Annotated in this window: 12 protein-coding genes; 8 read left to right on the top strand and 4 right to left on the bottom strand. The window is 60.4% G+C overall.

Features of this window, described 5'->3' with window-relative positions:
- Positions 1–125 precede the first annotated feature (125 nt).
- Together AC1UK9_RS16840 and AC1UK9_RS16845 are read left to right on the top strand one after the other, a co-directional pair.
- Positions 126–1,748 carry an MFS transporter gene (locus tag AC1UK9_RS16840; RefSeq protein WP_482578050.1) on the top strand — a complete coding sequence of 541 codons (1,623 nt, stop codon included), beginning with the start codon at positions 126–128 and terminating at the stop codon, positions 1,746–1,748.
- 134 nt (positions 1,749–1,882) lie between these two features.
- The gene (locus AC1UK9_RS16845) at positions 1,883–2,491 is read left to right on the top strand and encodes a hypothetical protein (RefSeq protein ID WP_473012881.1); all 609 of its coding nucleotides are present in this window, start codon (positions 1,883–1,885) and stop codon (positions 2,489–2,491) included.
- Between the two features lie 86 nt (positions 2,492–2,577).
- Here the strand turns inward: AC1UK9_RS16845 and AC1UK9_RS16850 are convergent, their stop codons facing one another.
- Positions 2,578–2,946: a DUF427 domain-containing protein gene (locus tag AC1UK9_RS16850; RefSeq protein ID WP_025111360.1), complete on the bottom strand. Its 369-nt coding sequence runs from the start codon at positions 2,944–2,946 to the stop codon at positions 2,578–2,580.
- Positions 2,947–3,071: 125 nt separating this feature from the next.
- On the bottom strand, positions 3,072–4,478 hold the full coding sequence (locus AC1UK9_RS16855; protein WP_482578052.1) for a serralysin family metalloprotease: 1,407 nt from the start codon (positions 4,476–4,478) through the stop codon (positions 3,072–3,074).
- A 280-nt stretch (positions 4,479–4,758) separates the two neighbouring features.
- On the opposite strand from AC1UK9_RS16855, the gene AC1UK9_RS16860 reads away from it, so the two are divergent.
- The 3 genes from AC1UK9_RS16860 (at position 4,759) to AC1UK9_RS16870 (ending at position 8,097) form a co-directional block, all read left to right on the top strand.
- Positions 4,759–6,705, top strand: coding sequence for a DNA topoisomerase III (locus AC1UK9_RS16860; protein WP_482578053.1), 1,947 nt, complete (start codon positions 4,759–4,761; stop codon positions 6,703–6,705).
- A gap of 47 nt (positions 6,706–6,752) precedes the next feature.
- Positions 6,753–7,256, top strand: coding sequence for a GNAT family N-acetyltransferase (locus tag AC1UK9_RS16865; protein ID WP_473012883.1), 504 nt, complete (start codon positions 6,753–6,755; stop codon positions 7,254–7,256).
- Between the two features lie 511 nt (positions 7,257–7,767).
- The gene (locus tag AC1UK9_RS16870; RefSeq protein WP_482578054.1) at positions 7,768–8,097 is read left to right on the top strand and encodes a hypothetical protein; all 330 of its coding nucleotides are present in this window, start codon (positions 7,768–7,770) and stop codon (positions 8,095–8,097) included.
- Positions 8,098–8,381: 284 nt separating this feature from the next.
- Here the strand turns inward: AC1UK9_RS16870 and cynR are convergent, their stop codons facing one another.
- The gene (cynR, locus tag AC1UK9_RS16875; RefSeq protein WP_482578056.1) at positions 8,382–9,272 is read right to left on the bottom strand and encodes a transcriptional regulator CynR; all 891 of its coding nucleotides are present in this window, start codon (positions 9,270–9,272) and stop codon (positions 8,382–8,384) included.
- A gap of 120 nt (positions 9,273–9,392) precedes the next feature.
- Between cynR and cynS the strand changes: the two genes are divergently transcribed.
- The 3 genes from cynS (at position 9,393) to AC1UK9_RS16890 (ending at position 10,850) form a co-directional block, all read left to right on the top strand.
- Positions 9,393–9,860 (top strand): cyanase, encoded by a 468-nt coding sequence (cynS, locus tag AC1UK9_RS16880; RefSeq protein WP_025111354.1) that lies wholly within the window; start codon positions 9,393–9,395, stop codon positions 9,858–9,860.
- 81 nt (positions 9,861–9,941) lie between these two features.
- On the top strand, positions 9,942–10,178 hold the full coding sequence (locus AC1UK9_RS16885) for a DUF2790 domain-containing protein (protein ID WP_025111353.1): 237 nt from the start codon (positions 9,942–9,944) through the stop codon (positions 10,176–10,178).
- A 12-nt stretch (positions 10,179–10,190) separates the two neighbouring features.
- Positions 10,191–10,850, top strand: coding sequence for a carbonic anhydrase (locus AC1UK9_RS16890; RefSeq protein ID WP_025111352.1), 660 nt, complete (start codon positions 10,191–10,193; stop codon positions 10,848–10,850).
- 63 nt (positions 10,851–10,913) lie between these two features.
- Here the strand turns inward: AC1UK9_RS16890 and AC1UK9_RS16895 are convergent, their stop codons facing one another.
- Complete coding sequence (locus AC1UK9_RS16895) at positions 10,914–12,416, bottom strand: aldehyde dehydrogenase family protein (protein WP_482578058.1); 1,503 nt, start codon at positions 12,414–12,416, stop codon at positions 10,914–10,916.
- Positions 12,417–12,616: the final 200 nt, after the last annotated feature.

Below are 12,616 nucleotides of genomic sequence, written 5' to 3' on the forward strand. Positions count from 1 at the left end.
GATACACCGCTATCGCGAGCAGGCTCGCCACCACAAGGGGACCGCGTTCATTCAAGGCATCGCGCTTCATCCGGACACGCAACACCAGTGGAACAACAAAAACAATCACTGTGAGGGATATCGATATGTCGGAACACGCTCAGCCGCTGGACACCACGAGCGGTGCCAGCACCAGCAATGCCACGCAGAACGTCATCTTCGCCTCGTCCCTGGGGACGGTGTTCGAGTGGTATGACTTCTTCCTTTACGGCGCCCTCGCGGCGGTGATCAGCAAACAGTTCTTCGCCGGGGTCAACGACACCACAGCGTTCATCTTCGCGCTGATGGCGTTCGCCGCCGGGTTTATCGTGCGGCCGTTCGGGGCGTTGGTGTTCGGTCGGTTGGGGGACATGATCGGGCGCAAATACACCTTCCTCGCGACCATCATCCTGATGGGCATCGCGACCTTCTGCGTCGGCCTGCTGCCGACCTACGCCAGCATCGGCATCGCCGCTCCGATCATTCTGGTGGTGCTGCGCATGCTGCAGGGCCTGGCCTTGGGCGGTGAATATGGCGGCGCCGCGACCTACGTCGCCGAGCATGCGCCGATTGGCAAGCGCGGTTTCCACACCAGCTGGATTCAGTCCACTGCGACCCTCGGCCTGCTGCTGTCGCTGCTGGTGGTGCTCGGCTGCCGCTACTTCACCGGCGATCAGTTTGAAGTCTGGGGCTGGCGCATACCGTTCCTGCTGTCGATTGTGCTGCTGGGCATTTCCACCTGGATCCGCCTGAGCCTGCATGAATCGCCGGCCTACCTGAAGATGAAAGAGGAAGGCAAAGCGTCCAAGGCACCGATCCGTGAATCCTTCGGTAAATGGGAAAACCTCAAGGTCGTGCTGATCGCCCTGTTCAGCATCAACGCCGGGCAAGCGGTGACCTTTTACGCGGCGCAATTCTACGTGCTGTTCTTCCTCACCCAGTTCCTGAAAATGGACCCGGCAGTCGCCAACAGTCTGCTGATCATCAGCGTGGTGATCGGCGCACCGTTCTTCATCATTTTCGGCTGGCTGTCGGACAAGGTCGGGCGTAAACCGGTGCTGATGCTCGGCCTGCTGCTGGCCACGGCGCTGTACTTCCCGATTTTCAAATCCCTGGCCCACTACGCCAACCCGGCAATCGACCAGGCCAGCCGTCAGGCACCGATCACCGTGCTGGCGGACCCGGCAACCTGCACCTTCCAGTTCGACCCGGTGGGCAAAGCCAAATTCGACAGCCCGTGCGACAAGGTCAAAACCTTCCTGGTCAAACAGGGCCTGCCCTACTCCAGCGCCACCGCCCCGACCGGCAGCGGGGTGCAGGTGAGCATCGGCGACATGAAGATCGACGGCTACGACGAAGCCGCCCTGCGCGGCGCAGTCACCCTCGCCGGCTACCCGCAACAGGCGGATCTGCAGCAGATCAACAAACCGATGATCGTGGCCCTGATCGTCGCGCTGATCATCATCTCGGCCATGTGCTACGGCCCGCTGGCCGCGCTGATGGTCGAGTTGTTCCCGACGCGTATCCGCTACACCTCGATGTCCCTGCCGTACCACATCGGCAACGGCTGGTTTGGCGGATTTCTGCCGACGGTGTCGTTCGCGCTGGTGGTGTACACCGGGGATATTTTCTATGGGCTGTGGTACCCGGTGCTGATTACCGGGGTGAGCCTGATGATGGGAATGATCTGTCTGCGCGAGACCAAAAATATCGATCTGGACAAGAACTGAGTGCTGCATCCAATCCGCTTCAGGGCAATCTCTGAAGCGGATTTCTTGTGTCGTCAGCCGGCGTCGACAGAGTGATGGCTTTTAAATATCATTCGTGCCCGTTCAACGCCGTCAGATGACAAGGATCAGTCTCAATGAACGATCAATACGTGCGCATTTCCTGCCCTACTCTGCTGCCCCTGCAACCGGTCATGCAGAGCTGGATAGCCTGCACCGAACGCTATATCCGCGTCTGGGACGCCGATGACCTGCCCTACTGGTACAACGAACAGGCCAACGTCAGCATTTTGGCCGGCGCCGCGTGGAAAGCCGACTGGACCGCCATCGAGGAATACCAGATCAGCAAGATCGCGACCGAGGCCAGTGAAAAAACCACCTCGATCGGCCGCAACGACTTGTACATCGCCAACGATGAATGGGGTTACTGCATTGAGGCCAAGGTCAGCTATGTCGCCATCGATGACGTGCTGAATGCGCAAAAGCGCATTCTGGAAAAATGCGCGTTGGCCAGCGACGATGCCCGCAGGCTCGACTATCACGAACCCCGTTTGGGAGCAGTGTTTATTGCCCCGCATTCGTTGGGCGTTCAGGCAAGCAGTGAGCAGATCCAGGCCTTCAAGGAAATGCTGCACGCCTTGCCCAGTGACGCGCTAGCCTGGGTTACCCCGGACAATGCGCAGAAAACCCGCAGCCATGACAACAAGTTTTACCCGCTGGTGGCTCTGCTGTTGCTGAGGGCCTGAGCAGGCAACACATGGCCTGGCCGGTAAAAACGACAAGAGCAAAAGGGCACGGGCTTGTCGCTCAGGACGAGCCTGCGCCGATGACCTCAGATCTCCGGTTTGATCACCTCAAACTTCACCTGATCCGGATAAAACGCCACATAGTCCTTGATCTGCTGGACCGAGATTTTCGGCTTCTCGTACGTCCACACCGCGTTCGCCCCCTCATGCCCCGGCACTTGCAGGCTGAAATAATTGGCATCGCCCTTGTACGGGCAGTAACTGGTGTGGTCGGTGCGGGCGAAGTATTTCTCGTCGATGTCTTCGCGGGGGACGTAGTACACCGGCGGGTAATTGGCCTCGTTGAGGATCAGCACGTGGGAGGACGCAGCGACCTGAATGCCGTGGAATTTCACCAGCAGGCAACCGGGGAGTTCTTCGAGATTGATGACAGGGTTGAGGCCGGAGCTTTTCATTGGGGGTTCTCCTGAATACGGCGAAGAGACCGGTTCAGGTATAGCCCATAGGTTCAGGCCAGGGTGGTTTTGCAGCCGAACGGCCAACAGCCCTCTCCCCCGGGGAGAGGGCTGCTCTTCAGGCATCAGGCAACAATATCAGTCGCCACCGCCTGCCCTACCACACCCACGGCAAAATCAACCTGCCCCTGCCCTGTCAGATCGATCAGCAGCCCGGTCTGACCGTTTTGCGCGTAGTACGTCAGGATCGCATCGCCCGCATGGCCGGTGAAATTGCTGACGAAGTTCAGTGAAGCTGCGCCCGTGGCAAAAGCGGCGATGCCCGAGAGGTCAATCTTGTCCAGGCCGCTCTTGAAATCCATGATCCAGTCCGTCTGGTTGTCGGTCGAGTCGCTGGCCGCGCCGAACACGAAGGTGTCTGCACCCTCGCCGCCCCACAGCACATCCGCGCCACCGCCGCCGTAAAGGATGTCGTTGCCGGCACCACCGAACAGGTGGTTGATCGCCGAATTACCGATCAGCAAATCATTGCCCGAACCGCCAATGGCGTTTTCCACGGTCACGCCGTAAGCGATCGACACGTTGCCAACCAGCCCGCCCACGTCAGAGAACGACCCCTCATTGAGGTTGATCTTCTGGTTCTGGGTGAAACCGGAGAAGTTCAGGGTGTCATCGCCGCCACCGTCCCACACCGAGAACACCAGTTTGGACGACGCTGACGTCGCGCTGTAGTAATCACGGCCGGCGTTGGAGCCGAAACCGTAGGTGGTGTTATCGGCACGGGTCTCGTAGTTGGCGCCGTAGAGTTTCTGCACCGCAACGATATCGTCCAGCAGTGGCGCCGAGGCGTAGGCGCCGCTGCCGTCCTTGCTGAAGTTCTGGTCGGTGTTGGCTTCGCTCCAGTAGCTCATCAGGCTATAGCCGCGGGTGTCTTCGGCGTACTTGGCGTCGTTGTAGGTCGGGTTGCCGTTACCGGCGTTGTAGGCGCCCGGGTGCGACAGGCCGAGGGTATGGCCGATCTCGTGAGTCAGCGTCTGGCGCCCGTAGTTGTTGGTGTCCGGGGTCTTGTTGACCTGATACTGGTTGTTGATCAGGTACCACGACTGGCCGTCATAACTGCCGCCGCTCGGCAGGTAGGCGAACGCCGCACCGCCCGTGCTGACGTCGTAGTTGCCGAAGGTCATGTGGCCGTCGCCGCCCTTGCCCTCGGTGAAAGTCACCTTGGCCACGTCGGCCCAGGATTGCATGGAGAGCACGGCCTGGGCCTTCTGCTGCGCGCTGAACTGGCTGAAGTTGCCAAGGTTGGGGTTGTAGTTGGCCGGTTTTTCGGTCAGGAAGGTGTAGCTGAGGGAGATTTTGCCGTCGCCGTTCTTGTCGTGCCACGACAGGTTTTTGCGCAGGATTTCGTCCGCTGCCTGGTCGGCGGTGAACGACGGTTTGCCATTGACCAGACCGACACCGCGATCATACAAGTGGCTGAAGGCATTCACTTCGTCATAGGCGCTGCTGGTTTTTGCTTTGGCTTGAGCCATGGTGGGACTTCCTTGTTTCAGAGTGGTCAGTGCGTTCGGACCCTGGCGATCTTCTGGCGAGATCGTCCTGTCACTCGCGTTTCTTGAAAGGCCCGATGAACCTGCCATGCCTGGCAAGCGCCGCACCATTCGATTTCTCGATAGTGGTGCGCGGCGTCCCGGTAATACCGGTCATCCCCGGCAACGTTTTTATCTGTATATCCATACAGATAAAAGTTGCCCCTAACGCCAACTGCGGCCATTCTGTGCACCTCCAGTGAACTGATCGACGACGGTGGTTATGCGGCTTTACCTCTGTGAAAAACCTTCCCAGGCCAAAGACATTGCGGCCGTGCTCGGCGCAAAGCGTCGGGGCGACGGCTGCTGGCTGGGAACGGACGTCACGGTGACCTGGTGCATCGGCCACTTGCTGGAGACCGCTCCGCCGGATGCGTACGACGCCCGCTACAAGCGCTGGGTGCTGGCGGATCTGCCGATCATCCCGGCCACGTGGAAGATGACCGTCAAGCCGCGCACGGCCAGCCAGTACAAAGCGGTCAAGCGCCTGCTCGGCGAGGCCAGCGAACTGATCATCGCCACCGACGCCGACCGCGAGGGCGAGATGATTGCCCGGGAACTGGTCGAGCACTGCCGCTATCGCGGGCCGATCCGCCGCTTGTGGCTGTCGGCGCTGGACGAGGCCTCGATCCGCAAGGCCCTCGCCGCACTGAAGCCGGGGGCGGAAACCTTCAGCCTGTATCACTCGGCGCTGGGGCGCTCGCGGGCCGACTGGCTGATCGGCATGAACATGAGCCGCCTGTTCACCTTACTTGGCCGCCAGTCCGGCTATCAGGGCGTGCTGCCGGTCGGTCGGGTGCAGACACCGACGTTGCGACTGGTGGTCGACCGCGACCGTAGCATCGCCGATTTCGTGCCGGTGCCGTATTGGGCGATTGATGTGCAACTGCTGCACAACGGCACGCCATTCACCGCGCAATGGCGTGCGCCCAGCGACGTTTGCGACGATCAGGATCGCTGCCTGAACCAGACGCTGGCCCAACAGGCCGCCGCCGCCATCAACGGCGCCGCCAGTGCGCGGGTGGTCAAGCTGCGCACCGAACGCATGCGCGAAGTGGCGCCGCTGCCCTTCGACCTCGGCACCCTGCAGGAAGTCTGCTCGAAGAAACTCGGCCTCGGCGCCCAGGAAACCCTCGACATCGCCCAGGCGCTCTACGAAACCTACAAGGTCGTCACCTACCCGCGCAGCGACTGCGGCTTCCTGCCGCTGAGCCAGCACAGCGAGGCGCCGGGGATACTCGCGGCACTGCGTCAGGCCGATCCAGGCCTTGAAGCATTGAACGGCCACCTTGACCCTCAGCGCCGCTCTCGGGCATGGAACGACGCCAAGGTCAGCGCTCACCACGGCATCATTCCCACCGCTGCAGCGAAAAACCTTGAGCGCCTGAGCGGCAAACACCGGGCGGTGTACACCCTGATTCGCGCCCGCTACCTGGCGCAGTTTCTGCCCAACCATGAATACGATCGCACCCAGGCCGATTTCGATTGCGCCGGTGAAGCACTGCGCGCGGTTGGCAAGCAGATCATCGAACCAGGCTGGAAACGCGCCTTGCCCGAAGCCCTGGCGCCGGCCAAGGGCCGTGAAGCACCGGCACCGCAAACCCTGCCGACGCTAAGCCAGGGTGTCGATTGCGCCGTGGCGGGCGTGAACCTCAAGGACCTCTGGACCCAACCGCCCAAGCCCTACACCGAGGGCGATCTGATCAAGGCGATGAAGAACGTCGCCAGACTGGTGGAAGATCCGCTGCTCAAACAGAAACTCAAGGACACCACCGGCATCGGCACCGAAGCGACTCGCGCCTCGATCATTCAAGGCCTGCTGGACCGCGGTTATCTGGTAAAGAACGGGAAGGCACTGGCCGCGACACCGGCCGCCTTCAGCCTGATCGACGCTGTGCCCCGGGCGATTGCCGACCCCGGCACCACCGCCATCTGGGAACAGGCGCTGGACATGGTGCAAAGCGGTGAAATGAGCCTGGAAGAGTTCGTCACCAAACAAGCGGCGTGGATGAGCAAGCAGGTCACACGCTGTTCTGCGCTGAGCCTGACCATCAGCGGCCCGCCACCTGCGGGCAAAGCAGCGGCACCGTGGAAGAAGAAACGTAAATCGACGCGTAGTAAAACCGCCGGCCCAGCCAAACGCACGGCGAAACCTGCGGCCAAAAAATAAAACCCGCTAAGGTTCCTGAAAGGTGCCCCCTTTCAGGAACCCTGTGCATGCCCACCCTCGAACTGCTTGCTGCCCACCGTGACGAACTGCAGACCATCGAAAACCTGATGCAGTTCTACATGCATGACTTCAGTGAATGGCTGCCGCTGAAATTCGCCGAGCATGGCTTCTACAGCATCCACCTCAAAGAAGACTACTGGCGTAACCCTGCCACCCAGCCGTTCCTGATTCGTGTCGACGGTGAACTGGCCGGGTTCGTGATCGTCGACAACGACACCCTCATCGACGGTGCCGAATACAACATCAGCTACTTCTTCCTCGCCCGACGCTTCCGTGGCCAAGGCGTCGCGCAGTTTGTCGTCTCTGCCCTCTTGAGTCGGTTGCCTGGTCAATGGCAGATTTTCCACATCGACGCCAACCTGCCTGCGCAGCGCTTCTGGGCCAGGTTGATCCCCGAATTGACTGCGGGCCGATTCACCCGCCAACAGCGCCACGTGGACGGTTATCCCTGCACCTTCTACGTCCTGCGCGCGCCCGTGCCCGTTGCCTGAACGGAACTTTTCTCATTCCAAAACAGCTTTGTCCGACAATATGTAGTGAGAAAAAATAATCACTACAAAACCGTTGACGGCGTCGTTTTGCTTTTGCATGATGAAGACGTTCCCCGATCGGGAACATCGGTAACACGCTTGAGCAAACTCGTCTGACCGCCGAGTTGTTTTTTCCGGATACACGCTGCCCACAAGGCAGATTGAAGAAGCTGACCTGGCCTGAACGTCCAGTACAAGGACGAGAAGCGCTGGCGAAAATTCTCAAGACGCTTGTGGTCGACCCTGAGAACGTCGTCAAGGAGCCTCCCGGTTTTCGCTGCTTCTCCTCGTTGTGACGCTATTGCGTAGCAGTTATTCAACACGACTACATGCAACAGACGCATGACCCCGTACTTCTCACGGGCGACCGCTGACGTCCTGGTTTCGGTGCCAGGGATCAACTAACCGATGGGCTACCTGTATTAGCGAATCAACTTTGAAAGATCACCAGACTGGTCAAGGGGCAAACATCATGAATCTGAACAATCAACCTACTATCGAAGAACTGGCTCGTATGTTCGCTGCGCAAAAAGACAGCCACGACAGCCACATTCTCTGGATCAGCAAGTCGGGTCAGGTGCATATCGACTGCCTGTCGCCCCATGCTGGTGAAGAAGAATTCGACCGCAACAACCAGAACCTGCTGGCCCGCCTGAAGATGTACCGCCGCGGCCACGGTTATGTCGGCAAAAAAGCCGCGGCCGACAAAGACTTCATCGGCAATGTACTGCAGACGCTGAAACACGCGTGGGACTCGATGCAGAACAACAATGAAGTTCGGGTGATTGACCGCTTCTACTGATTTACAACTTCAATAATAAAAAGGGCCTGCTCTCTGCTGCTTAACAAGTAGCAAGAGCAGGCCCTTTTTTATATTCAGCATTGCGGTAGGTCATTCAATACTGATGTGTCTGAACCAACGCGGTCGCGAGCAGGCTCACTCCTACAGGGTCCAGTGGTGCGAACAAGATTTGCAGTCAACCCACAACCGTGTGGGAGCGGGCTTGCTCGCGAATGGGCCGTGTCAGTCACCATCACATCAACTGACACTCCGCTTTCGCGAGCAAGCCCGCTCCCACAGGGGGACTATGTCGTTGGTGCAGTTTTCGTTTGCAGCACCAACTCCACAAAGGCCAGCGCCGCTGCACTGTGATAATTGTTCCTGCGCCGCAACAACGCCGCCCCGCGCTGCGGTGCTTCGTTCGAGATTGGCAGCCGACGCAGCGCCCGGTCCTCGGTGGCAATCGCCTCCGGCAACATCGTCGCCATTGGCGAATGGCGCACCACTTCCAATAACGTACTCACCGAGTTCACCTCGATCCGCACCTGCGGGGTAATCCCCTGCTGACGGAAATACTCATCGATCGATAACCGCGTGATGAAGTCCGGCGCGAGCAAAGCGAAATCCAGTTGCGCAAGATCACTCGCAGTCAGCACCGAGGTACTGTCGTACAGCGGATGTTCGCGCCCGACCATGATCCCCAGAGTTTCGGTAAACGCCGGGATGCACTCGATGTCCGGGTTGCGCACCGGTGTAAAGGCAATGGCGATGTCCAGCGAGTCGTCCGCCAGCCCCGCTTCGATGTCGTCCATCGACAGCTCGAAAATCTGCAGATGAATCCCGGGAAACCGTGCCGCGTAATCACGCACCAAAGGCCCGACCAGATAGGCCATGAACGTCGGGGTCATGGCCAGGCGCACGTTGCCGCGCGACAAATCCCGCACGTCATGCAACGCCCGCTTGCCCGCCTCCAGCTCCACCAGCACCCGCCGCGCACATTCGATGTAGGCCTCGCCAGCATCGGTGGGCTTGACCGTGCGCGAAGTGCGGTCGAACAGGTTCACCCCCAGGGTTTCCTCCAGTTGGCGGATCTGTTGCGACAGGGTCGGCTGCGACACATGCAAGGCCTCCGCCGCCCGGGTGAAACCGCCGTGATCGGCCACGGCCAGCAGATAACGCAAATGTCGCAGCAACATGGAGCTCACCATCTATAGGCAGGACTTATGCGAAGCATTGTATATCGGTCTTGGACGCTATGGATAAATCGGCAGAAGATTACTCCCACACAGCAAGCCAACCTTGAAAGGAGTGACACCATGCAACAGTCCCACGCCTACAACGATGCCAGCCTGGCCCTGACCACCCGCATTCTTGACATCAAGGCACGCAAAGGCCTGTCGTGGCAGGATCTGGCCGACGACACCGGTCTGAGCCTGGCCTACGTCACCGCTGCCCTGCTCGGCCAGCACCCGTTGCCGCAAGACGCCGCGCAAGTGGTCGGCGATAAACTTGAACTGGACGCCGACGCCATCGCCGCCCTGCAGATCATCCCGCTGCGCGGCAGCCTCGCCGGCGTGCCAACCGACCCGACCATCTACCGCTTCCACGAGATGATCCAGATCTACGGCACCACCCTCAAAGCCCTGGTGCACGAGCAGTTCGGCGACGGCATCATCAGCGCCATCAACTTCAAGCTCGACATCAAGAAAGTCGAAGACCCGGAAGGTGGCTCCCGCGCCGTGGTCACCCTCGACGGCAAGTTCCTGCCGCTGCGTCCCTTCTGATCCATCCCGGCCCGCACCCTCGGTGCGGGCCACCCCACACTTTCATTGCAACCCTTCCCCAATTCGTCTGGAGGCTGCCCCATGCAAAAAATTCTGCTGGCCCTTGCTCTGCTTGCCGGCCTGTCCGCTCAGGCCCACGCCGATGAAGACGCCGTCGCCTACCGCTACGGCATGCAACTGGACATCGCCCAAGTACTGAGCATCACCCCGGTTGCCGACGTCTGTGGCGTGGTGCCGGTGGAGATGACGTATCTGGACAGCAACGGCGGCAAGCACATTCTTCAATACAGCGAATTCGGCAACGGTTGCTCCAACTAAGAGGACTGCACCATGAAAAGCCTGATCGACGGTTTCCTGAAGTTCCAGAACGAAGCCTTCCCGCAACGCACTGAACTGTTCAAACACTTGGCGACCACCCAACAACCCGGAACCTTGTTCATCACCTGCTCCGACAGCCGTGTGGTACCGGAACTGCTGACTCAGCAAGAACCCGGCGAGCTGTTCGTGATCCGCAACGCAGGCAATATCGTGCCGTCCTACAGCCCGCATCCGGGCGGGGTTTCGGCAACGGTGGAATACGCAGTGGCGGTGCTGGGTGTGACTGACATCGTGATCTGCGGCCACTCCGACTGCGGCGCGATGACCGCGATTGCCAAGTGCAAATGCATGGATCACCTGCCAGCGGTCAGCGGCTGGCTGCAACACGCCGAGTCGGCGAAAGTGGTGAACGAGGCGCGCCCGCATGCCAATGACGCGGCCAAATTAAGTTCGATGGTGCGCGAGAATGTGATCGCGCAACTGGCGAACATCCAGACCCACCCGAGTGTGCGCCTGGCACAGGAGAAAGGCCTGTTGAACCTGCATGGCTGGGTGTATGACATCGAGACAGGCTCGATCGATGCACTGTCGGCAGACCGCCGCACATTCGTACCGCTGGCTGAGCAGCCAGCGACTTGCGCGGTGCAGGCAAACACCACCGCAGCGGCGTGAAGGCGAACACTGCAACTCTGTGGCGAGGGAGCTTGCTCCTTCGCCACAGCCATGGTGTTCACATCAGCGTTTTACGCTCAGATCAACTTGAGTCATGCGGCTGCGAACCGTGAACACCCCATCCCCCGACAGAATCGCACTGCGCGCAAACAAGCGCCCGCTCTCCCAGTTCGAAAGCCCCAGTTCCGGCTTGTTCAGCGCGTATTGACCGTCCACCCAACGGGTAATCCCGTTACCCACAAACGGCGCATTCACCGCGTTGTAAAAACGCTCCTGAACAGCAGCCTCCTCGCTGATCAGCGACACCGTGAATTGCGGGCTGTAACGGTTGAACAGAGCAGTTGCCTGCTCCAGATCATCGACAATCATCAGGCTGACTTCCGGGGTTTCTTCCCATTCCCACTCGCGGCCCAGCTCGGACTCCGCCAGCGCTTCGGCCAGGGCTTCGGTCTGATAACCCTCGGCGCGATAGACCTCCACCGTCGCGTTCTGCCAGTCAGCCGGCAGATAACTTTCACTGCCGTCGACGATGTGCAATTTGCAGCCCTGCCCGCGCGCGGCACCGGCCTGTTGCAGGGCGTCGAGGAACAGCGGCAGCAGTTCGGCGGCACGATCACGTTGGATCAGGCAGACATTCAGCGTATTGCAGACTTTGCGATCCAGCGAGTTGCGCACCACGGCGGCGAAGCGGCTGGCGTCGGCGTCACGATCAGCAATCAGCCACGCGCCACCGGTGCCGTGCAGACTGACCGCCGTGCCCGCCTGCTGGGCGATGCTGCCCAACTGACTGACTGCACGGCCTGACCCCCGGGCCACCGCCAGCGACAAACGCCGGTCAGCGAACATCGCCCAACCGGCGGCGTGATTGACGCTTTCCACCAACGACACCGCACCGGCGGGCAAGCCAGCCTCTGCCAGCGCAGGGTTCAAAGCGTGAGTGACGATCGCTTGCGCCGTGCCCAACGCATCGCTGCCGATGCGCAACACCGCGGTATTGCCAGTGCGCAAGACTCCGGCGGCGTCGGCGAAGACGTTCGGCCGCCCTTCAAACACGAAGGCCACAATGCCCAGCGGCGACACCACTTGCTCGACCTTCCAGCCGTCGTGTTCGACGCTGCTGATGACCTTGCCGCGCGTGGCCGGCGCATCCCGCCAGGCACGCAGGCCGGCGATCATGTCGCGGCGCATGCGCTCGTCGGCGAGCAGTCGGGTGGTGGAGCGGCCACGGGCCTTGGCGCGCTCGATGTCGGCCAGGTTAGCCGCTTCGATCAAGGCCCAGCACGCCGGGGTTTGCAGGCGTTGCGCAAACAGATCGAAGAAGCGGCTGATGGCCTCGTCGGACACCGCTGACAATGCAGTGAAGGCCGCTTCTGCACGTTCGATCGCCACCGCAGCGGCCTGTTGATCGATGACCGGAATCAGCAACAGTTCGCCACTGACCTGCTCGACCAGCAGGTGGTCACCAGGCTGAAACCGCGCCGCCAGTTCGGGGCTGACCACGGTCACGCGGTTACCAGCGAAAGGGATCGGCGTGCCAGCGACTAGACGTTCGAGCGCAAGAGACATGAAGCGGATTCACCATAGGAGGGGCGGCCGGAAAATGTAGCGGATTCTTCGCTGAAACACACCTACCGGAAACACCACAAGACCTAATGGGAGCGGGCTTGCTCGCGAAGAGGCTGGTACATTCAATATTCATGTTGATTGTGCCGACGCCTTCGCGAGCAAGCCCGCTCCCACAGGGGTTTGTGGTATTTGGCGAATCG

This window comes from Pseudomonas sp. AK-TSAG1-1 (genome assembly GCF_056821665.1).

Coding starts and splice junctions, on each gene's coding strand:
- AC1UK9_RS16865 (WP_473012883.1), top strand. CDS start 6,753: ATGCCCACCCTCGAACTGCTTGCTGCCCACCGTGACGAACTGCAGACC.
- AC1UK9_RS16870 (WP_482578054.1), top strand. CDS start 7,768: ATGAATCTGAACAATCAACCTACTATCGAAGAACTGGCTCGTATGTTC.
- AC1UK9_RS16885 (WP_025111353.1), top strand. CDS start 9,942: ATGCAAAAAATTCTGCTGGCCCTTGCTCTGCTTGCCGGCCTGTCCGCT.
- AC1UK9_RS16860 (WP_482578053.1), top strand. CDS start 4,759: ATGCGGCTTTACCTCTGTGAAAAACCTTCCCAGGCCAAAGACATTGCG.
- AC1UK9_RS16855 (WP_482578052.1), bottom strand. CDS start 4,478: ATGGCTCAAGCCAAAGCAAAAACCAGCAGCGCCTATGACGAAGTGAAT.
- AC1UK9_RS16850 (WP_025111360.1), bottom strand. CDS start 2,946: ATGAAAAGCTCCGGCCTCAACCCTGTCATCAATCTCGAAGAACTCCCC.
- AC1UK9_RS16840 (WP_482578050.1), top strand. CDS start 126: ATGTCGGAACACGCTCAGCCGCTGGACACCACGAGCGGTGCCAGCACC.
- cynS (WP_025111354.1), top strand. CDS start 9,393: ATGCAACAGTCCCACGCCTACAACGATGCCAGCCTGGCCCTGACCACC.
- AC1UK9_RS16895 (WP_482578058.1), bottom strand. CDS start 12,416: ATGTCTCTTGCGCTCGAACGTCTAGTCGCTGGCACGCCGATCCCTTTC.
- cynR (WP_482578056.1), bottom strand. CDS start 9,272: ATGTTGCTGCGACATTTGCGTTATCTGCTGGCCGTGGCCGATCACGGC.
- AC1UK9_RS16890 (WP_025111352.1), top strand. CDS start 10,191: ATGAAAAGCCTGATCGACGGTTTCCTGAAGTTCCAGAACGAAGCCTTC.
- AC1UK9_RS16845 (WP_473012881.1), top strand. CDS start 1,883: ATGAACGATCAATACGTGCGCATTTCCTGCCCTACTCTGCTGCCCCTG.